The sequence below is a fragment of the Rhizobium freirei PRF 81 genome, assembly GCF_000359745.1.
Lineage (GTDB): Bacteria > Pseudomonadota > Alphaproteobacteria > Rhizobiales > Rhizobiaceae > Rhizobium > Rhizobium freirei.
Window position 1 is genome coordinate 1 of record NZ_AQHN01000006.1, and the last position, 17,529, is coordinate 17,529.

The window sequence follows — 17,529 nt, forward strand, 5'->3', positions numbered from 1 at the left end:
AGAGCGTTTCCAGGGAAAGTGCGCAGCGGTTTTCCGTCCGGAATACCTGCAGGAAGCCGGCACGATCGCCGCGATCCTGCATCTGATTATGCTCTCGGCCGCCGAAGGAGATTTCGGCGGCTCTTTTGAGCCGGGCAGGGGTGTGCGATTGCTGGCAGGCTGTATTATGAACGCTTCGTCAAGCTATCCCGCCCGCAGTGTCGCCATGTCGGTCGGGAATAAGCCAGCCCAGGCCATCACGGCCATGGCTGTGATGACAAGCAGATACCACATGCTGATGTAATCCCCGACCAGCCGTCGGTTCAAAGCGGCAAAGAGAAGAGCGACGCTGAAGGCAAGCCAGAGCAGGTTGCAGACGTGGTTCATTTTGTTGTTCCCCTTATTCGTCTTTCCCTCCCTGCCTCAAAGGTTAACCAGCTGGGCGCGCAAGAGGTAGCGCCCCCAGCGGGAGGGAGGTTTGCACAAAGCGGGGGGCATGGCAGGCGCTCGCCGAAATGAGGGCAGAGGGATCGGATGGAGAGGCGAGAATACGTTCGGGTCAAGTACGCTCAGATCATCCAGAAGATCAGCGAGAGAATCACAATGACGGCAAGGATGAAACCCATCATCCTTCCGAGGCCTTCGTTGACGTTGCCGTCGCCGACGATCAGATCGTACCAGTCGCGTTTGTGGTTCATCCGAACTCCCTCAAGGTTTCCCCCATTAGGTCGACCTCTTCTTGCGCAGTCAACAGTCCAATAGAGCTTGAAAGCGGGAAGTGCCGATGGGCCGGCGATGAGCTAGATCGACCAGCATGCCGCTGACTGCTGCCGATCGTGCAGGTCAGCGAAGCGGCTGCCAGCATGTTTCAAACCGGCGCCGAACGCACCTCCGGCAAGCCGGAGCGCACATCATATAGATCTGCTATGTTTTGAAATGATTGAGAAATCCATGTTTCTCAAGAAAGGAAATGGTGCCCAGAAGAGGACTCGAACCTCCACGCCTCGCGGCACAGGTACCTGAAACCTGCGCGTCTACCAATTCCGCCATCTGGGCGACGGACACGCATGTAAGGGGGTGGCCGTCCGGTGTCAACAGGGTTTTTGAAGTTTTCGTGGCAATTGTGAAAAAAGCGGTTGAAGCCCGGGTCAAACCCGGGCGGCAGCCCATGCCCTGATCAGGTCAAGTCCTTGTTCCAGCAGGGCCTTTGCCTCGCTTTCGCCGGCCGCTTCCACATAGCAGCGCATTTCCGGCGCATTGCCGGAAGGGCGGAAATGAATGATTCGGTTATCCACAAGCGTGACCCTGAGCCCGTCGACGTCACTCTTCGATGCGACGGCCGCGACGGGCTTGAGGAAATCAGCGAGATTGACGTCAGAGGCGCGCAGATGAGCCATCAGCGCTGCGCTGGTTTCGACCGGGAAATTCTCCAGGCGGTCCGCGGCAGCAAAAGGCAGGTGGTAGCTACCGGCCACGGCCGAAAGCGGCTTTTTGGCCTTCGCCGCGGCATAGAGCGTCGCCAGAATCGGCAGGAAGCAGTCGCGCGTCGGCAGCGGCTCGAAGGGCTTGCCCTCGACGGTGAAGCGGCTCGCCGTCAGCGTGCCGCCATTGGCCTCGAAGCCCATGACATTGGCCTTGCCCGCAGCAACGGCCTCGTCCATGCCGGCGATCACATAGGGCGAGCCGACGCGGGTGCGGGTGACGGCGTAGGAGCCTGCGGCTTCGATGCCGGAATTGGAGGTGACAGGCGTCACCACCACGGCGGCGCCGAGAAAGTTTGCGGCGATGAGGCCGAGCAGATCGCCGCGTAGCGGCTCGCCGGTTTCATCCGTGACCAGCGGCCGATCGCCATCGCCATCGGCCGAAACGATGGCGTCCAGCCCATGCTCCGGTGCCCAGCCTTTCATGAGACGTATGGTTTCGGCCGAGACTGCTTCGGTATCGACCGGAATGAAGCCCTCGGAGCGGCCGAGCGGCACCACGCGGGCGCCGTAATGGGCAAGCACCTGGCCGAAGAGATCGCGCGCCACGGTGCTGTGCTGGTAGACGCCGACGCTAAGGCCTGTGAGGCTGCCGGCGGGCAGCAGACCCTTGTTGCGCTCCAGGAAGAGCGCCTCTGTCTCAGCCGTGCGATTTTCGGCGTGGTCAGGCGTTTCGTCGAGAAGAGTATCAACAATCGCGTTTGCCTCGGCGCTGATCGCCAGTTCGTCCTGCTTGTCGATCTCGCCATCCGGCCGGTAGAATTTGATGCCGTTGCGATCGGCGGGGATATGCGAGCCGGTGATCATCAGGGAGGCCGCCTTGTGCGTCAGTCCGTAAAGTGCCAGCGCCGGCGTCGGCAATGTGCCGCAATCGATCGGCGTCAGGCCGGCTCGCTTTAGCGCACCGATGCAGGTAGCCGAGATCGCCGGGCTCGATTCGCGAAAGTCGCGGCCGACGAGAACGAGATCGCCCGCTTTGGCGCGGCCGCTCTTCAGCAGATGGTTGGCGAAGGCCGTTGCATAGAGAGCGGATGCCCGCCCGGTAAGGTCGACGGACAGGCCGCGAAGGCCGCTGGTGCCGAATTTCAAGCTGCTCACAGGCAATCTCCCCGAAATGATTGCGCTGTTATGGAGCAAGCGCCGGCTATGATCAACTCGTCGTGGGTCGAGGCTTCCAGCTGCGGCAAGACTGGTTTTATCGGTGTCGTGACCCCAAATAAGGTGTAGCGAAGCCGCGGCGGCGATGTTTGGGTCGCAATATCAGGCAGAGGAGTTTCTCATGGCTGTTTTTCGCAGAGCCACGCTCGGTTGCGCCTTTGGCTTCGCCCTTTCCGCGCAAGCAGGCCTTGCCGTCGCAGCCTCGGATCCGCCGAGGATCGTCATTTCGCCGCCCAGCACGAATTCCGTCATTTGCGATTCTCGCGGCTGCTTCGGGTTCGGCGAGCGGCAGTTCTACACCCGGCCCGGCCAGCCGCTTCCCATCACGCCGCCCTACAATGGAGGCGTGAACAATTACGACAGTCCGCGTATCGTGATCCAGCCGCGCGAAACCTATACGCCGCCGAGAGAGGTTTATCCTTCGCCGGCCCAGCAGCGCACGCGGCATGAGATGTGGTGTGCCGAGCGCTACCGGACGTATAATGCTGGCACCAACCTCTATTCGACGATCAATCACGGCTTCAAGGAGTGCCACTCGCCTTTCGATTGACGCTGTGGCGAGCAGACGTTCCGGCGCTTAGCTTTCCAGCGATGCGCGATCGGTATGGCCGAGATCGCGTTCCGGGTCGATGATATCTCTGACCCGCTGCTTCAGCTCCTTCGGTCCGGGAAAGCCGCCGTCGCGCTTGCGCTCCCACAGCAGCTCGCCATCGATGCGGATTTCGAAGACCCCGCCGGTGCCCGGTATCAGCGCCACTTCGCCGAGACTGTCGGTGAAGGTCTGCAGCAGCTCCTGCGCCATCCAGCCGGAGCGCAGCAGCCAGTTGCATTGGGTGCAGTAGAGAATGGTGATCCGGGGCTTGTCGCTCATGGTCATGTCCTTGCTGTTTGATGACATTTATGCTCAAGTTTATCCGCCTGCAAGCCCGAGCAATTTCGCGCAAAACGCTTGGTCGCTTTCCGCGCGCAACAGCGCGAAAGCAGGCGGCCGGAGCGGTTTAGCGAATCCTTGGAACCTTGCACCCGTCTGACCCCTTGCCTGTTGGCTCCCCACATGCTCATCTCCGGTTGGACTTCAGTTGGGGATTATCGGAATGCGCGTCGCCATCATCGAGAATATGAAGAACACACCGCTCGGTGCTCTCGGCATCGCGCTCGAAGAGGCTGAGACGCAGATCGAGTGGTTCCGCCCGTGGAGCGATGGCGCGCTGCCCAAGGATGCGAAGTCCTACGATGCGCTGGTCGTGCTCGGCGGCGAGCAGAGCGCGCGCGACGATGACACCCACCCTTATCTGCCCGAGCTGGCGCGGCTGATGCGCCGTTTCGAGGGCGAGGACAAGGCGGTGCTCGGCATCTGCCTCGGCAGCCAGATCCTGGCGCGCGCCTATGAGGCGGAAAACCTTCTGGGTACAGCCCATGAATTCGGCTGGAAGACCATCGGCCTGACCGACGAAGGCAGGACGGATCCGCTGTTGGCCGATGTCGGCGCCGAATTCACCATCTTCCAATGGCATTCCGATACGTTTTCTTTGCCGGCGGGCGCCACCCGCCTCGCAGCCAATGGCGTGACGCGCAACCAGGCCTTCCGCATCGGCCGTGCCACCTATGGCACGCAGTTCCATTTCGAGGCGAACGCCGCCGTGGTTGACCGCTGGCGCGGCGAATTCGAGGAAACGATCGAGCGCAAGGAACCGGGCTGGCTGGAGAAATATCCGGAGCTCGTTACCCGCCATGCGGCCGCGGCGGAAACGGCCGGCCTTGCCATCGCACGTGCCTGGGTGAAGACCATAAGGACGCAGGCGGAGCTTCTTCAGGCCGCAGAGGCTTGAGAACCGGATAGGCTGCCAAAGAGGCAAAGGCTGGCGGAGCTTGATGGCGAGATGCTGCGCGTCGCTGGTCTTGGAACATGAGAGGAGACGTTATCATGAGCACGCTGGAACTACCCTGCGAGGGCAGCTGCCGTTGCGGGCAGGTGCGGCTGAAGATCAGCGCCAAGCCCTTGCTGACCATGGCCTGCCACTGCACAGGCTGCCAGCGCATGACCGCTGGCCCCTATTCGCTGAGCGCAGCCATCCCCTCCGACGGCTTCGAGGTGACGGAGGGCGAGCCCGTCATCGGCGGCCTGCACGGCGATGCCATCCATCACTATTTCTGCCCGCATTGCATGAGCTGGCTGTTCACGAAGCTGGAAGGCGTTGACTGGTTCGTCAATATCCGCGCCACGATGCTCAACGACGTCAGCTGGTTCACGCCCTTCATGGAAACCTGGACGAGCGAAAAGCTGCCATGGGTCACCACCCCGGCCAAGCACAGCTATGCCGCGCTGCCGGCGATGGATGAATATGAAGGCTTGATCGGGGAATATATGGCAGGGAATTAAGGTTAGAAACCCTGGAAAAGAAAGTCGGTCGCGACGGTAATCCGATCGCCGTGCGAACTCAGATCGGTGATCAACTCCCCGATTTCGATGAGTGGGATTGCTGCCATGAATTGCGTTGCCATGACGTATGGCTTGCCGTTGATCGTAAACTGCGGATTGAGTCTTGCTATTGGCATCGACACATCCTCTCCAGGAAGCAGTGGCGCCATCATCCGCGTGCCGAGTCCTGCTAACAAGTCTGACTGAAGATCCAATGCGAGAGCTCGGTTCTGCTTAACGCCATAGACATGGAATCTTGCCATTAGAACTGCCGATATTTTCCAAATGGCAGACCATGTTTTTCAACATAGGCATTTGCTTGTTCGATTGCCTCGGCATTTTCCAGAAGCCACAGTCGCTCGCGCTCAGCTTTGATGGCGCGGGTTATGCCATCTTCGGCCGCGCGTGAGATATTGATTTTCAACTCGCGTGCATCTGCAACGAGCTGCTGGTCGAGAGATAAATTCGCGGCTTTTCGCGTCGTCTGAGTCATGAGGCGTTCCTCAAATTATGCGCAAACTATATGCGCATAATTTGACTTTGCTAAGAGCCTCACTCATCCCCCATCTTCAGCGCGGCGATAAAGGCTTCCTGCGGGATTTCCACCTTGCCGAACTGCCGCATGCGCTTCTTGCCTTCCTTCTGCTTGTCGAGCAGCTTGCGCTTGCGGGTGGCGTCACCGCCGTAGCACTTGGCGGTCACGTCCTTGCGCAGCGCCTTCACCGTCTCGCGGGCGATGATGCGCCCGCCGATCGCGGCCTGGATCGGGATCTGGAACATGTGCTGCGGGATCAGATCCTTCAGCTTCTCGCACATGACGCGGCCGCGCTTTTCGGCAGCCGAGCGGTGCACCAGCATGGAGAGCGCATCCACCGGCTCGGCATTGACGAGGATCGACATCTTGACGAGATCGCTCTCGCGATAGTCGGTCAGGCTGTAGTCGAAAGAGGCATAGCCCTTGGAGATCGACTTCAGCCGGTCGTAAAAGTCGAAGACGACTTCGTTGAGCGGCAGATCGTAGGTGATCATCGCGCGGTTGCCGACATAGGTCAGCTCGGTCTGGATGCCGCGACGGTCCTGGCAGAGTTTTAGGATCGAGCCGAGATAGTCGTCCGGCGTCAGGATCGTCGCCTTGATCCACGGCTCGCGGAATTCGGAAATCTTGACGACGTCGGGCATGTCGGCCGGGTTGTGCAGCTCGATCTCGGTGCCGTCGGTCATGGTCAGCTGATAGACGACCGAGGGAGCCGTCGCGATCAGATCGAGATTGAATTCGCGCTCGAGGCGCTCCTGGATGATTTCCAGGTGCAAGAGGCCGAGGAAGCCGCAGCGGAAGCCGAAGCCGAGAGCGGCAGACGATTCCATCTCGAAGGAGAAGCTTGCATCGTTGAGGCGCAGCTTGCCCATGGCCGAGCGCAGGTCTTCGAAATCGGCGGCATCGACCGGGAAGAGGCCGCAGAACACCACAGGCTGCGCCGGCTTGAAGCCCGGCAGCGGCTCGGCGGTCGGGCGCTTGTCCTCGGTGATGGTATCGCCGACGCGGGTGTCGGCCACTTCCTTGATCGAGGCGGTGATGAAGCCGATTTCGCCAGGGCCGAGGCTGTCGACGGCGACCATCTTCGGCGTGAGAACGCCGACGCGCTCGATCTGATACTTCGCATCCGTACCCATCATGCGGATGGTCTGGCCCTTGGTCAGCGTGCCGTCGATGATGCGCACGAGAACCATGACGCCGAGATAGGTGTCGTACCAGCTGTCGACCAGCAGCGCCTTCAAGGGCGCCTTTTCGCCGCCCGCGCTCTTCGGCGCCGGCAGCTTGTTGACGATGGCTTCCAGCACGTCGGGAATGCCGAGGCCGGTCTTGGCCGAAATCAGTACGGCGTCGGAGGCGTCGATGCCGATCACTTCCTCGATCTGCTCCTTGATCCGGTCGGGTTCGGCCGCCGGCAGGTCGATCTTGTTGAGGACGGTGACGAGCTCGTGATTGTTGTCGATCGCCTGATAGACGTTGGCAAGCGTCTGCGCCTCGACGCCCTGCGACGCATCGACCACCAGCAACGATCCCTCGCAGGCCGACAGCGAGCGCGAGACTTCATAGGCGAAGTCGACGTGGCCGGGCGTGTCGATCAGGTTGAGGATGTAGGTCTCGCCATTGTTGGCCTTGTAGTGCAGGCGCACCGTCTGGGCCTTGATGGTGATGCCGCGCTCGCGCTCGATCTCCATATTGTCCAACACCTGCTCCGACATCTCGCGTTCGGCAAGGCCGCCCGTCGTCTGGATCAGGCGGTCGGCCAGCGTCGATTTGCCGTGGTCGATATGGGCCACGATCGAGAAGTTGCGGATATGCGAAAGCGGAGTGGTCGAATTGGTGCTCATGCGCGCCATATAGCAGCGCCGCCCCGCGCCGCAAAGCGGAAAAGCGGGGTTTTGGCGGCTATCTTCACGTTACGTTAGCCTTTTCCGACCCGACGGCGCCGAGTGTCGATGCGCGCTTGATTCTATCATGAGAACGTGTATTTCTCTTATAGTAGAATTTCGAAGCGCGGGACATTGATAATGGCGGATGACGATCTGGATCTGGCGATCGGTGTACGCATCAAGGAGCTGCGCATCGCTCGCGGCCTGACGCTGGATGAGCTTGCCAATGCCTCGGCGGTCAGCCGAGCCATGATCTCGCGCATCGAGCGGGCGGAGGCGAGCCCGACGGCCTCGCTGCTGTCGCGGCTCTGCGCGGCGCTCGGCCTTTCGCTTTCGGCCTTCTTTGCCGAGGAGGACGAGGAAGTGTCGCCGCTTGCCCGCCGCGAGCAGCAGGCGATCTGGCGGGATCCGGGAACCGGCTATGTCAGACGCGCCGTCTCGCCGCCGGGGACGGAATCGAAGGTCGATGTCGTCGAGGTCATCTTCCCCGCCGGCGCGCGTGTCATCTTCCCGCCGAATACGGCAAGCGCCGGCATGACCCAGCATGTCTGGCTGTTCGAGGGCGAGATGGAGGTGACGCATCGCGACCTCGCCCATCGCCTGATGCCTGGCGATTGTCTCTTCATGGGCGTCGGCGATGGCCACGCCTTCCATAATCCCGGCGAGGTGTCGGCGCGCTACAGCGTCATCCTCGATCGCGGCCGTTCATAACAATCCCAAGGACCTTTTCATGCCGGACATTCGTCTTCTCTCCCCTGCCGACGCTCGCGAGATGCTTTCCGAGCTTTGCGCCGTGCTTGCCGATTGCGTCAATGGCGGCGCTTCCGTTGGCTTCATGCAGCCTTACGGAACAGCTGACGCCTTGCCTTATTGGCAGGGTGTGGCCGATAGCGTCGAAAGCGGCGCGACATTGCTTTTTGCCGCTGTAATCGAGGGTCGGGTCGTCGGAACGGTGCAGGTGGGCGTTGCACAGATGCCGAACCAGCCGCATCGCGGCGACCTCAAGAAGCTGCTGGTGCACAGCGCCGCGCGAGGCAAGGGGCTTGCCCGTCTCTTGATGGCGGCAGCGGAGCGCGAAGCGGCCCGCATCGGCAAGACCTTGCTGGTACTCGATACGGCAACCGGGAGCGATGCGGAAGCGATCTATCCGCGCCTCGGCTGGCAGCGCGTCGGCGTCGTGCCGGACTACGCCATGTGGCCCGAGGGCGGCCTTTGCGACACGACCATTTTCTATAAGCGTATCGCAGCTTGAGGAGGGTTTGAAAGTCACGGTTGCACAAGTAAATTGTATCTCTGTGATTTCTCTCAATTTATGATATGCATCACGTGACCGTTTTCAGAGCTAGTGCGATCCATTATGTGGCAGAGTGTTTAGACGATGCGAATGCGAGTACTTGGCATCGTCGTTCTGTCGTTTGTCCTGGCCTATTGCGTCTATCAGGACCGCGTTGCGAGCTTTTACAGAAAGGCTCTGCCAAGTGTGCTTAAGACAACAAACAACGTTACTTGGGGCAGCGACGCCGGTTGGTCCAATATCATCTTACCAATCCGGCCGGAGGCATGCGGTGCCGTGGTCTTTCAGCTGACGTTGGATACGGTACAGAAGATCCAAAACCAGGGTATCAAGTTCTTCAGTGAAGCGCGCCAGGGGAGAGGCAACTCTCGGAACGACAAGTATCGCTACGCTTATACTGAATGGCAACCAACTCCGGTTCCCAGTGAGTGGTTTGGTGATGGCCCTGTGACGGGATCAATGTCTTGTGCCGGATTTGGAGCCAGACGGATGCGGATGGTCGAGGATAGTGCCAGTCGCGCCGATGGCTTCTTTACAACTCGCTCGAACGTTCAACTCATTGTGCTGCCCAACGAACAGATTGCCGTCCTTACCTATTCCGACTGACGATGCGAAAATGCAGCAATAGCATCCCGCAATTTGGAGCCCGAGGTCCACTGCATCGCCTTCCAGCCGAATTGCCGCGCGGCCTCGATATTGGCCTCGACGTCGTCGATGAAGCCGATCTCGCCGGCTGCGAGCCCAATGTGCTCCGTCGCTAGCCGGAAGAATTCTGCCGCGGGCTTCTGATGGCCGAAGGCGGCAAGGTGAGTGAGCGATGCGCCTCCTTTGGAATTTGTGTGTTTACCCCCTCTGTCACTTCGTGACATCTCCCCCACAAGGGGGGAGATTGGTCACCTGCCGCACCGATCTGCCTCAAATCAACATTGCATCAGCAGAAACTGTAGACCATCGAGTTGTTAAGAGCTGCAGCAAACTCCCAACGATCTCCCCCCCCTAGTGGGGGAGATGTCGCGATAGCGACAGAGGGGGGTATCCGAGGCGTTCAAGTCCGCATCTCGGTCTTTTTTCCTTGCCGCGATCCATGTAAGCCTTTGCGTCGGCAAGATAACGGAGGAGGCGAATATGCGGGTGATTTACTCGGAAGATCACAAGCTCAGGGATGCCAGGACCGAGCTGCATGATGGCCAGCTGGTCACGCCCTTCGAAGCACCCTTCCGCGCCGAATGGATCCTCGCCGCCGTCAAGGAGGCCGGCTTTACCGATGTCGCGGCGCCTGACGCCTATGGGCTGGAAACGGCGCGCAAGGTGCATGATCCCGCCTATCTCGATTTCCTCGGCGTGGTCTGGGAGCGCTGGGTCGCAGCCGGCTTTAAGGGCGAGGCTATCTCCAATTCCTTTCCCGTCAGGCGCACCAGCCAGCGCGTGCCGGAAAATATCGTCGGCATGATCGGCCATTATGCCAATGCCGCCGATACCTCCATTACCAAGGGGTCCTATGAGGCGGCGCTCGCTTCCATGCGCTGCGCCTTGACCGGCGCCGATTGGCTGCAATCAGGCAATCGTTTTGCCTTCGCGCTGTGCCGCCCGCCCGGCCATCATGCCGGCATCGATCTGTTCGGCGGCTATTGCTTTATCAACAATGCCGGCGTTGCGGCGCAGCGGCTGCGCGACCATGGCGCCGCCAAGGTTGCCGTGCTCGATGTCGATTTCCATCACGGCAACGGCACGCAGGACATATTCTATCGGCGGAGCGATGTCTTCACCGCCTCGCTGCATGGCGATCCGATCCATGCCTTTCCCTATTTCCTCGGCCATGCCGACGAAGAAGGCGAGGGCGATGGCCTGGGTGCCAACCGCAATTACCCCATGCCGCGCGGCACGCCATGGGATGTATGGGCGGCGGCGCTCGACGATGCGCTGGCCCGCATCAAGGCCTTCGGCGCGGAGGCGATCGTCCTCTCGCTCGGCGTCGATACGTTCGAGCGCGATCCGATCTCCTTCTTCATGTTGACCTCGCAGGATTTCATCCGCATGGGCGAGCGCATCGCAGCCGCGGGATTGCCCGTGCTCGTCTGCATGGAGGGCGGTTACGGCGTGCCCGAGATTGGCCTGAACGTTGCCAATGTGCTGAGAGGCCTCGAAGCCTGAGAGGTTCTTGCATCAAAGCACCTTATTGCAGCATGAAAAGTTTGAATTTGTCACTGTAAGACCAGGCCTCTAAAACCCTCGCCCAATAGGAGAGGTCATGGATCAGAAGCTTATCGAGAGTGGCACGGATGGCGGCGCGGTGCTGATGCCGCATCCGGATGTTGCGCCGTCGACCGGCGGCATTGCCGCCGGCGTGCTGATGTGCGTGATGTCCATGTCCTGCATCCAGTTCGGCTCGGCCCTGTCGGCTCCGATCATCAACGCCTATGGACCGGTCGGTGCGACCTGGCTGCGGCTCCTCTTCGCCTCCGTCGCCTTGGCAATCGTCGTCCGCCCGAAGATCATGAGCTACAGCCGCTCGCAGTGGCTCGGCGTGTTGCCGCTCGGCACCGTATCGGCGCTGATGACGATGTCCTTCTTCTCAGCGATCGCGCGCATTCCTTTGGGTCTTGCCGTCGCCATCGAATTCCTCGGGCCTCTGCTGGTCGCGACCCTCGGCTTTGGCCTCAGCCGCCAGCTTCTCTGGCCGCTCTTCGCCGCCATCGGCGTGCTGCTGCTGGCCTATGATGGCGAGGCCTGGGTCGGCAATCTGCCTGGCATCCTCTATGCTATCGGCGCAGGCGCGGGATGGGCCTGCTACATTCTGCTCACGAAGAAGGTCGGCAATGCCTTTCAGGGCCTCGAAGGGCTTTCCATGTCGCTGCTGGTCGCGGCGGTGGTTTCGACCCCCTTCGGCTTCGCTTCCGCCGTCCCGAATATGACGGCCTTTGGACTGCTTGAAATCGCCGGCTTGGCGCTGCTCGTTCCGCTGCTGCCCTATGTGCTGGAAATGGTGGCGCTCAGGCGCATGCCGACCTCATCCTTCGGCATCCTCATGAGCCTCGAGCCCGCCATCGGCGCCCTTGCCGGCTTTGTCATCCTGTCGCAGCCGATGACGCCGTCGCAGATGTTCGGCACGGCGCTTGTCGTTTCCGCCAGCATCGGGGCAACGGTTTTCGCCGCGAAAGACTGATTGGCGGCGGGTTGGTTTGCCGTCAGATCAGCGGGTTTTGCGTTTGCGGGGCTGCGCGTATCCACCTGACGAAATCGAACCCGAAATGATCGCTCGCCCCTATCGTGCCGCATCTTCCAGTGTGCACTTGGGATCGATCATATCCTCTGCCGATCCCCGGGATTTGTTTGCTCCGTTTATTCTCGCCAGAATGTAGAAACCGCGCTGGCCGTCCGGCAATGTGGAGCCAAAGACGCCAACAACCACGTTTTCCATATTCGTGCGGGCTCCCTCAACACCGTCTGCGACAACCTTCAACGGGTTCAAATCTGAGAGGTCATCGGCCGTCTGGAATATCGCCCACCAACCGGCGCTGGTCTTCAATTTTGTGAATCCGCCGCTTCCAATCTCTGTCGCATGGGTCTTCAGCAGAGCGCGAAAGCGAGGCGTCTCGCATCCCATGTGGATATGAAGCCGATCTTGCGTGCGCCAACTGGCGGCATTTATCGCTAGCGCAAAATCCTGCGGCGAAACCTTCCATGCGCGCCGGCCGATCGCTGATTGCTCTTTCCACGCTGCGCCAAAATAGTTCGGCGCTCCCGCCGCCAGAAGGCGAGGGTCTTCGATACCCGGCACGTCGGCCAGCGGCGCAAAAATCGTTCGCTCTTTGTCGGTGGGCTCGCGAAGAACGGCGTAGGACGACAATGGATCCTGCGTCTGAACGACTTTGAGGCACGGATACGGCGATCCGGTCAAACTTGAGTTGATCTCGCAAGCTCTAACGACCAGCCCCAGGGCGGAGCGGCTGACGAACGAGCTCATGATGATGACTGCAACAACCAGAGAAATGGAGAGAACGGCAGGACGGTGCTTCATGTGTGATTTCGAATTTTTGCTGACGATCCATTCATATCCGAAGACCAGGCTTTCATGATAGCTTACCTTAAATGGCTTGCGATAGACTTGGAAGAACCACCTTCTCCGAGAATTCGACGGAGATTTCCATTGCGGCCGCCGGATACAGATATTGTCCGGACTCTTTGTCTGCCAAAGCGAGAGCCCGCCAAAACGGGAAACATTGAATTTGTGACACCGGCTGACCGGTCATGGTGCAAAGCTGTCGTGAACGCCACTCCCGTGGTTGATGGTATCTGCCATCAAATTCTGCATGCTCTCCCGATATGCGTCAAACCGTCTTCCTCGCGGGATCGTCGAGCGCCGGATTGTAGAAGAGCGAGAGCGTCAGGCTTTTGGCGATGCGTTCGGCTGTTGCCATGAACCAATCCTTGGCCTGCTCGGAAGGTGCGATATCTGCAAGCGTCTGGGAAAAAAGTGCCAGCCATTCCGGAAAGAGGTCGGCCGCCATGCCCTTGACGCCGAGATGCGCCTGCACCGGCTTGCCGCCATAGGCGCCGTTCTTGAAGGCGACCGACGACCAGAAGCGCTTCATCTTTTCCATATGGTCCGGCCAACGCCCGGCAAGTTGTCCATCGAATACCGGTCCGAGCCGGGGATGCGCCTGAACGCGCCCATAGAAAGTCTCGACCAGCCTGTCGATGAAAGTGGCATCAATGCCCATAATGGCCATTTCCGCCTCGGCCTTCTCGCGAATGCCGACGAGATGAGCCGCGCGGGCTCGTAGTTCCTGTTCCATAGTGTTCTCCAGGCGCTCGGACGAGAGATCGCAGCAGCCAGCTTCCATTTCTCGTTATGTATGTAATTTGCCGGCATAGCCAAGACGTCATGGAGATGTTGCGGCAATCTGTCAAAAGCCTCTTTCTATCCGCGGGCCTCTTTGGCGATGGCCGCGAATTATCCAGCGCGATTTCTCCTTTTGACAGCGCTTCCGCGCTTGACCCGCGCAATGACCCCTTTTAAAATTAGAATAATTCTAAAATATGAGGTTGCTCTGATGTTGCTTGGCTTGTTCCGTCCGTCGAAACGCCCCTTTACCTCCCTCTCCGAGCAGGAGATTCTGGCAATTGCCATCGCGGCGGAGGAGGACGATTCGCGCATCTATCTCGCCTATGCCGATATCCTGCGCCCGAACTATCCCGAGTCCGCCAAGGTTTTCGAAGATATGGCCGAAGTCGAGGATACCCATCGCAAGACGCTGATCGATATGCATCAGCGCCGCTTCGGCGACCGCATCCCGCTGATCCGGCGTGAGCATGTGCGCGGCTTTTACGAGCGCAAGCCGGATTGGCTGCGCAAGAATCTGTCCCTGGACTCCATCCGCGAGGAAGCCGAGGCGATGGAGCAGCAGGCCTATCATTTCTATGTCGAAGCGGCCAAGCAGGTTTCGGATGCCTCCACACGCCAGCTTCTCGGCGATCTGGCGCTGGCCGAACAGGGGCACGAGGATATTGCCCGCCTGCTGGGGGACAAGCACACGCCGGAGACGGTCAAGCACGAAGAGGATGCACAGGCTCGTCGCCAGTTCGTTCTGACCTATGTGCAACCTGGCCTTGCCGGCCTGATGGATGGTTCCGTCTCAACCTTGGCGCCGATCTTTGCCGCCGCCTTCGCCACGCAGCAAACCTGGCAGACCTTTCTCGTCGGCCTGTCGGCCTCGGTCGGCGCCGGCATCTCCATGGGTTTCACCGAAGCGGCGCATGACGACGGCAAGATTTCCGGACGCGGCTCGCCGATCAAGCGCGGCCTTGCCTGCGGCATCATGACCGCGCTTGGTGGCCTCGGTCACGCCCTGCCTTATCTCATCCCGCACTTCTGGACGGCAACGATCACCGCCGCCGTCATCGTCTTCTTCGAGCTTTGGGCGATCGCCTTCATCCAGAACAAATATATGGAGACACCGTTCCTGCGCGCTGCATTCCAGGTTGTCCTCGGCGGCTCGCTGGTGCTCGGCGCCGGCATTCTGATCGGCAACGTCTGATGCTCGGCTGAGGCTTCCCATTGACGAAATGTTGAATTTGGGAACGCTTCAGCGGAGCTAGCGGCAAGCAGCACGTCAAGGCAAGCCAGCAGGGGCCATGAGAACCATTGACCATTGTGGTGACGGCCAATTTGCCCTCATCCGCGCATGAGAACCGATCTTGCCACATGAGGAAAAACGAAAGGCCGGTCTGTGGGGCCGGCCTTCCCGCATGAAGCGCGTGGTTCCTGCTTACTTGACGGCGCCGACCAGAACGTCGTTGCCGTTCTCGATGGTGACCCAACGCCCCGTGTTGAAGCTCGCCTGGCGCTTCAGATAGGAATAGGGGGTCTTCGACCAGAGCTTGATCTCGTCCTCGAGGTTGTCGAGGATATAGTCGCCCTGCTTGGTGCGCAGCGTCAGCACCGCATGGCCTTCGCCATCCGGCTTGCGCACGACCGTCATCAAGAGGTTGGAGGCGGAAATGCCGCTCTGCATCAGCAGCCTGCGCTTCAGCAGGGCGAAATCTTCGCAATCGCCGGCGGTTTTCGGATATTCCCAATATTCTTCCTGGCCGTAGACTTCCATGTCCGTTGCCGGACGGATGGTCTTGTTGACGCGCAGGTTAACCTGGTTGATCAGCGCCCAGGCGGCGGCGTTCATGTCGACGGGGCCGACATTGCGGACCGGGCCGCATTCGTCGGTATGCCTCTGGCAAAAATCATAGTGCCCGATAGGCTGGGAAGTGACGTTGCCGACCGTCATCGATACGCTCTGTTGAGACGCCGGCATTGCCGCCGAAGACATCGCAATCATAGCAGCGAAGGCAACCAATACGCCCTTAATACGCACGCCCACTATTCCTTGTATCGTCCCTGCATTTGTTAACAAATTGTTAATGTACGGGGGCGAGGCAAGTCAATCGTTACTTAAGTGTTAACGTCGCAACCCTCTCATATGGTTAATTTTGGCACAATCGACAGGCTGGCTGCCATATTCCCGTGCCTCCTTGGATGATGGGGACACGCGAAACAAATGCCCGGCGAAGAGGCTCCGCAGGCCATCCCTCTCAAGGATATCTAATTGTTTTTACGGCGTATTATGAAGCGCAAGAGCCTCTGCAGCGGCCACTATGCGCTCCAGATCCTGCGGCCGCGACAGGCGATGATCGCCGTCGCGCACAAGTGTTAACACCACGTCGTCGGCCGGCAGATGCTCGACCAGCTTTAACGAATGCGCAAACGGCACGTCCGCGTCTTCCATGCCCTGCAGGATGTGCACGGGGCAGCCGGTCTCGATGATGCCTGTCAGCACGCGGTTGGCGCGGCCGTCCTCGATCAGGGCGCGGGTGAAGATGTTCGGCTCGGGGCTGTATTCCGAAGGTTCTTCGAAATAGCCGCGTTCCGCCAGTGAGCGCCGCTCGACGTCGGAGAGGTTTGGCTCGATGAGATCGACGGTGAAATCGGGTGCGGGCGCGATCAGGACGAGACCGGCGATTGCCGGGACCTTCTTGCGCTTGCGCAGCTCCTGAATGACCCTGAGCGCAATCCAGCCGCCCATCGAGGAGCCGACGAGGACGATCTTCTTCGGGTTGGTATGGTCGATGACGGCGAGCGCCTCGTCCAGCCAGCGCGAGATCGTGCCGTTGGTGAACTTGCCGCCGGATTGTCCGTGGCCGGAATAGTCGAAGCGGACGCAGCCGAGGCCAAGCCGTTCCGCCAGCGCATCCAATTCCGCCGCCTTGGTGCCGCTCATGTCCGATCGATAGCCGGATAGCCATACGAAGCTGACATTTTTCGCGCCCTTGCCGGCGGCGCGCTCGAGGATGGCAATCTGGCGCTCGCCGTCGCCCGTGCCAACGGAAATGAAGGTCGGCTGGGTGGCTGTAGCTGCTTCGGACATCAAGAAACTCCCGGATTTTTGCTCTATAGAGCAGATTCGCGTGGCGCTGGCCCGAAAAATCCTCGATTCCCCGCGGAGAGCTTTGGCGTTATTTGGCAATGATACTGTGTCCTTCGCGCATCTCGCGTCTCTATGACAGCTAGTTGACATGCGGGAGGTGCTTTTTTCCTGATGTCATGCTATTGACTTCAACACAGCTTTTACGACATTTCCGTCAGTTGCGCCGACGGGGAGCGAGAGGCTGCAGCAATCCGAAACAATTCGTGGAGAATACGACCATTCGCAGACCCTTTAAAACCGATGCGCCCGTAAAGGACGGGCCACGTTCCAACAGGGAAATTCGCATTCCCAAAGTTCAGCTGATCGCAGCTGACGGCCAGAATATGGGCATCGTCCCAACCGACCAGGCATTGAGAATGGCAGAGGAGGCCGGTCTCGATCTGGTAGAGATTTCCCCTAATGCTGAACCGCCTGTGTGCAAGATCCTCGATCTGGGCAAGCTGAAATACGCCAACCAGAAGAAGGCCGCCGAGGCGCGCAAGAAGCAGAAGATTGTCGAAGTCAAAGAAATCAAGATGCGCCCGAACATCGACACCCATGACTATGAGGTGAAGATGAAGGCGATCGGCCGTTTCTTCGAAGAAGGCGACAAGGTGAAGGTGACCTTGAAGTTCCGTGGCCGCGAAATGGCCCACCAGGAACTCGGCATGAAGCTTCTCCAGCAGGTCAAGGAAGACACGCTCGAGATCGCCAAAGTGGAAGCCGAGCCCAAGCTCGAAGGCCGCCAGATGATGATGGTGCTTGCGCCGAAGTGAGGCGCAGGTCGATGTAAGAGAGGCCGGAGCCGTCCCATGGGCGGCT

The 17,529-nt window shown here is 59.9% G+C and carries 22 protein-coding genes and 1 tRNA gene; 11 read left to right on the forward strand and 12 right to left on the reverse strand.

Translation table 11 applies throughout. The features are described from left to right. A partial coding sequence (locus RHSP_RS35370) for a hypothetical protein (RefSeq protein ID WP_210161677.1) occupies positions 1–283 on the forward strand: 283 nt, incomplete at its 5' end. 265 nt (positions 284–548) lie between these two features. Here RHSP_RS35370 and RHSP_RS35820 read toward each other — a convergent pair. The 3 genes from RHSP_RS35820 to RHSP_RS02100 form a co-directional block, all read right to left on the reverse strand. After that, a complete protein-coding gene (locus tag RHSP_RS35820) occupies positions 549–677 on the reverse strand; it encodes a hypothetical protein (RefSeq protein WP_276307794.1) in 129 nt (42 codons plus the stop codon). 273 nt (positions 678–950) lie between these two features. After that, positions 951–1,035 (reverse strand) — tRNA-Leu (locus RHSP_RS02095). 92 nt (positions 1,036–1,127) lie between these two features. Further along, entirely contained in the window at positions 1,128–2,549 is a 1,422-nt protein-coding gene (locus RHSP_RS02100) for a phosphomannomutase (RefSeq protein ID WP_200863236.1), read from the reverse strand. A gap of 190 nt (positions 2,550–2,739) precedes the next feature. Here RHSP_RS02100 and RHSP_RS02105 point away from each other — a divergent pair, with 190 nt between their 5' ends. Continuing rightward, entirely contained in the window at positions 2,740–3,168 is a 429-nt protein-coding gene (locus tag RHSP_RS02105; RefSeq protein ID WP_004108027.1) for a BA14K family protein, read from the forward strand. Between the two features lie 27 nt (positions 3,169–3,195). Here RHSP_RS02105 and RHSP_RS02110 read toward each other — a convergent pair whose 3' ends face one another. After that, positions 3,196–3,489: an Rdx family protein gene (locus tag RHSP_RS02110; protein ID WP_004108029.1), complete on the reverse strand. Its 294-nt coding sequence runs from the start codon at positions 3,487–3,489 to the stop codon at positions 3,196–3,198. Between the two features lie 223 nt (positions 3,490–3,712). Between RHSP_RS02110 and RHSP_RS02115 the strand changes: the two genes are divergently transcribed. Both RHSP_RS02115 and RHSP_RS02120 read left to right on the forward strand, forming a co-directional pair. After that, positions 3,713–4,447, forward strand: a complete 735-nt coding sequence (locus tag RHSP_RS02115; RefSeq protein WP_004108038.1) for a type 1 glutamine amidotransferase — start codon at positions 3,713–3,715, stop codon at positions 4,445–4,447. Between the two features lie 95 nt (positions 4,448–4,542). Next, positions 4,543–4,998, forward strand: coding sequence for a GFA family protein (locus tag RHSP_RS02120; RefSeq protein WP_004108040.1), 456 nt, complete (start codon positions 4,543–4,545; stop codon positions 4,996–4,998). 2 nt (positions 4,999–5,000) lie between these two features. On the opposite strand, the gene RHSP_RS02125 is transcribed toward RHSP_RS02120, so the two are convergent. Genes RHSP_RS02125 through lepA form a run of 3 tightly spaced genes read right to left on the reverse strand, consistent with a single transcriptional unit; the run spans position 5,001 to position 7,422 of the window. Then, positions 5,001–5,300, reverse strand: a complete 300-nt coding sequence (locus RHSP_RS02125) for a CcdB family protein (protein WP_004108042.1) — start codon at positions 5,298–5,300, stop codon at positions 5,001–5,003. Then, positions 5,300–5,530: a type II toxin-antitoxin system CcdA family antitoxin gene (locus RHSP_RS02130; protein ID WP_004108044.1), complete on the reverse strand. Its 231-nt coding sequence runs from the start codon at positions 5,528–5,530 to the stop codon at positions 5,300–5,302. The genes RHSP_RS02125 and RHSP_RS02130 overlap by 1 nt, the downstream gene beginning before the upstream one ends. A 59-nt stretch (positions 5,531–5,589) precedes the next feature. Further along, entirely contained in the window at positions 5,590–7,422 is a 1,833-nt protein-coding gene (gene lepA, locus RHSP_RS02135; RefSeq protein WP_004108046.1) for a translation elongation factor 4, read from the reverse strand. A gap of 171 nt (positions 7,423–7,593) precedes the next feature. On the opposite strand from lepA, the gene RHSP_RS02140 reads away from it, so the two are divergent. From RHSP_RS02140 to RHSP_RS02150, 3 genes are all read left to right on the forward strand, one after another. Next, positions 7,594–8,166 (forward strand): helix-turn-helix domain-containing protein, encoded by a 573-nt coding sequence (locus tag RHSP_RS02140; RefSeq protein ID WP_004108049.1) that lies wholly within the window; start codon positions 7,594–7,596, stop codon positions 8,164–8,166. Between the two features lie 19 nt (positions 8,167–8,185). Further along, positions 8,186–8,707: a GNAT family N-acetyltransferase gene (locus tag RHSP_RS02145; protein ID WP_004108051.1), complete on the forward strand. Its 522-nt coding sequence runs from the start codon at positions 8,186–8,188 to the stop codon at positions 8,705–8,707. Between the two features lie 132 nt (positions 8,708–8,839). Continuing rightward, positions 8,840–9,355, forward strand: coding sequence for a hypothetical protein (locus RHSP_RS02150; RefSeq protein ID WP_037149117.1), 516 nt, complete (start codon positions 8,840–8,842; stop codon positions 9,353–9,355). On the opposite strand, the gene RHSP_RS02155 is transcribed toward RHSP_RS02150, so the two are convergent. Then, positions 9,343–9,618, reverse strand: coding sequence for an HAD-IA family hydrolase (locus RHSP_RS02155; protein ID WP_004108055.1), 276 nt, complete (start codon positions 9,616–9,618; stop codon positions 9,343–9,345). The genes RHSP_RS02150 and RHSP_RS02155 overlap by 13 nt on opposite strands. Before the next feature lie 256 nt (positions 9,619–9,874). On the opposite strand from RHSP_RS02155, the gene RHSP_RS02160 reads away from it, so the two are divergent. Together RHSP_RS02160 and RHSP_RS02165 are read left to right on the forward strand one after the other, a co-directional pair. Next, a complete protein-coding gene (locus RHSP_RS02160) occupies positions 9,875–10,900 on the forward strand; it encodes a histone deacetylase family protein (protein WP_004108057.1) in 1,026 nt (341 codons plus the stop codon). Positions 10,901–10,997: 97 nt separating this feature from the next. Then, positions 10,998–11,912, forward strand: coding sequence for an EamA family transporter (locus tag RHSP_RS02165; protein WP_004108064.1), 915 nt, complete (start codon positions 10,998–11,000; stop codon positions 11,910–11,912). A gap of 99 nt (positions 11,913–12,011) precedes the next feature. Here the strand turns inward: RHSP_RS02165 and RHSP_RS02170 are convergent, their stop codons facing one another. Beyond that, positions 12,012–12,713 carry a CDP-diacylglycerol diphosphatase gene (locus RHSP_RS02170; protein ID WP_240535345.1) on the reverse strand — a complete coding sequence of 234 codons (702 nt, stop codon included), beginning with the start codon at positions 12,711–12,713 and terminating at the stop codon, positions 12,012–12,014. Positions 12,714–13,077: 364 nt separating this feature from the next. Then, on the reverse strand, positions 13,078–13,545 hold the full coding sequence (locus RHSP_RS02175; RefSeq protein WP_004108068.1) for a group III truncated hemoglobin: 468 nt from the start codon (positions 13,543–13,545) through the stop codon (positions 13,078–13,080). 258 nt (positions 13,546–13,803) lie between these two features. Between RHSP_RS02175 and mbfA the strand changes: the two genes are divergently transcribed. Next, positions 13,804–14,787, forward strand: coding sequence for an iron exporter MbfA (gene mbfA, locus RHSP_RS02180; protein ID WP_037149121.1), 984 nt, complete (start codon positions 13,804–13,806; stop codon positions 14,785–14,787). Between the two features lie 231 nt (positions 14,788–15,018). Here the strand turns inward: mbfA and RHSP_RS02185 are convergent, their stop codons facing one another. Next, positions 15,019–15,618, reverse strand: coding sequence for a transglutaminase-like cysteine peptidase (locus RHSP_RS02185; protein ID WP_004108070.1), 600 nt, complete (start codon positions 15,616–15,618; stop codon positions 15,019–15,021). A 237-nt stretch (positions 15,619–15,855) separates the two neighbouring features. Beyond that, positions 15,856–16,668: an alpha/beta hydrolase gene (locus RHSP_RS02190; protein WP_004108071.1), complete on the reverse strand. Its 813-nt coding sequence runs from the start codon at positions 16,666–16,668 to the stop codon at positions 15,856–15,858. A 278-nt stretch (positions 16,669–16,946) separates the two neighbouring features. On the opposite strand from RHSP_RS02190, the gene infC reads away from it, so the two are divergent. Beyond that, on the forward strand, positions 16,947–17,483 hold the full coding sequence (gene infC / locus RHSP_RS02195; protein WP_037149235.1) for a translation initiation factor IF-3: 537 nt from the start codon (positions 16,947–16,949) through the stop codon (positions 17,481–17,483). The last annotated feature ends 46 nt before the right edge of the window (positions 17,484–17,529 follow it).

Excerpts from the sequence above, each read along its gene's own strand:
- RHSP_RS35820 (WP_276307794.1), bottom strand. The coding sequence starts at position 677 with ATGAACCACAAACGCGACTGGTACGATCTGATCGTCGGCGACGGCAAC.
- RHSP_RS02105 (WP_004108027.1), top strand. The coding sequence starts at position 2,740 with ATGGCTGTTTTTCGCAGAGCCACGCTCGGTTGCGCCTTTGGCTTCGCC.
- RHSP_RS02110 (WP_004108029.1), bottom strand. The coding sequence starts at position 3,489 with ATGAGCGACAAGCCCCGGATCACCATTCTCTACTGCACCCAATGCAAC.
- RHSP_RS02115 (WP_004108038.1), top strand. The coding sequence starts at position 3,713 with ATGCGCGTCGCCATCATCGAGAATATGAAGAACACACCGCTCGGTGCT.
- RHSP_RS02120 (WP_004108040.1), top strand. The coding sequence starts at position 4,543 with ATGAGCACGCTGGAACTACCCTGCGAGGGCAGCTGCCGTTGCGGGCAG.
- RHSP_RS02125 (WP_004108042.1), bottom strand. The coding sequence starts at position 5,300 with ATGGCAAGATTCCATGTCTATGGCGTTAAGCAGAACCGAGCTCTCGCA.
- RHSP_RS02130 (WP_004108044.1), bottom strand. The coding sequence starts at position 5,530 with ATGACTCAGACGACGCGAAAAGCCGCGAATTTATCTCTCGACCAGCAG.
- lepA (WP_004108046.1), bottom strand. The coding sequence starts at position 7,422 with ATGGCGCGCATGAGCACCAATTCGACCACTCCGCTTTCGCATATCCGC.
- RHSP_RS02140 (WP_004108049.1), top strand. The coding sequence starts at position 7,594 with ATGGCGGATGACGATCTGGATCTGGCGATCGGTGTACGCATCAAGGAG.
- RHSP_RS02145 (WP_004108051.1), top strand. The coding sequence starts at position 8,186 with ATGCCGGACATTCGTCTTCTCTCCCCTGCCGACGCTCGCGAGATGCTT.
- RHSP_RS02150 (WP_037149117.1), top strand. The coding sequence starts at position 8,840 with ATGCGAGTACTTGGCATCGTCGTTCTGTCGTTTGTCCTGGCCTATTGC.
- RHSP_RS02155 (WP_004108055.1), bottom strand. The coding sequence starts at position 9,618 with ATGTCACGAAGTGACAGAGGGGGTAAACACACAAATTCCAAAGGAGGC.
- RHSP_RS02160 (WP_004108057.1), top strand. The coding sequence starts at position 9,875 with ATGCGGGTGATTTACTCGGAAGATCACAAGCTCAGGGATGCCAGGACC.
- RHSP_RS02165 (WP_004108064.1), top strand. The coding sequence starts at position 10,998 with ATGGATCAGAAGCTTATCGAGAGTGGCACGGATGGCGGCGCGGTGCTG.
- RHSP_RS02170 (WP_240535345.1), bottom strand. The coding sequence starts at position 12,713 with ATGAGCTCGTTCGTCAGCCGCTCCGCCCTGGGGCTGGTCGTTAGAGCT.
- RHSP_RS02175 (WP_004108068.1), bottom strand. The coding sequence starts at position 13,545 with ATGGAACAGGAACTACGAGCCCGCGCGGCTCATCTCGTCGGCATTCGC.
- mbfA (WP_037149121.1), top strand. The coding sequence starts at position 13,804 with ATGTTGCTTGGCTTGTTCCGTCCGTCGAAACGCCCCTTTACCTCCCTC.
- RHSP_RS02190 (WP_004108071.1), bottom strand. The coding sequence starts at position 16,668 with ATGTCCGAAGCAGCTACAGCCACCCAGCCGACCTTCATTTCCGTTGGC.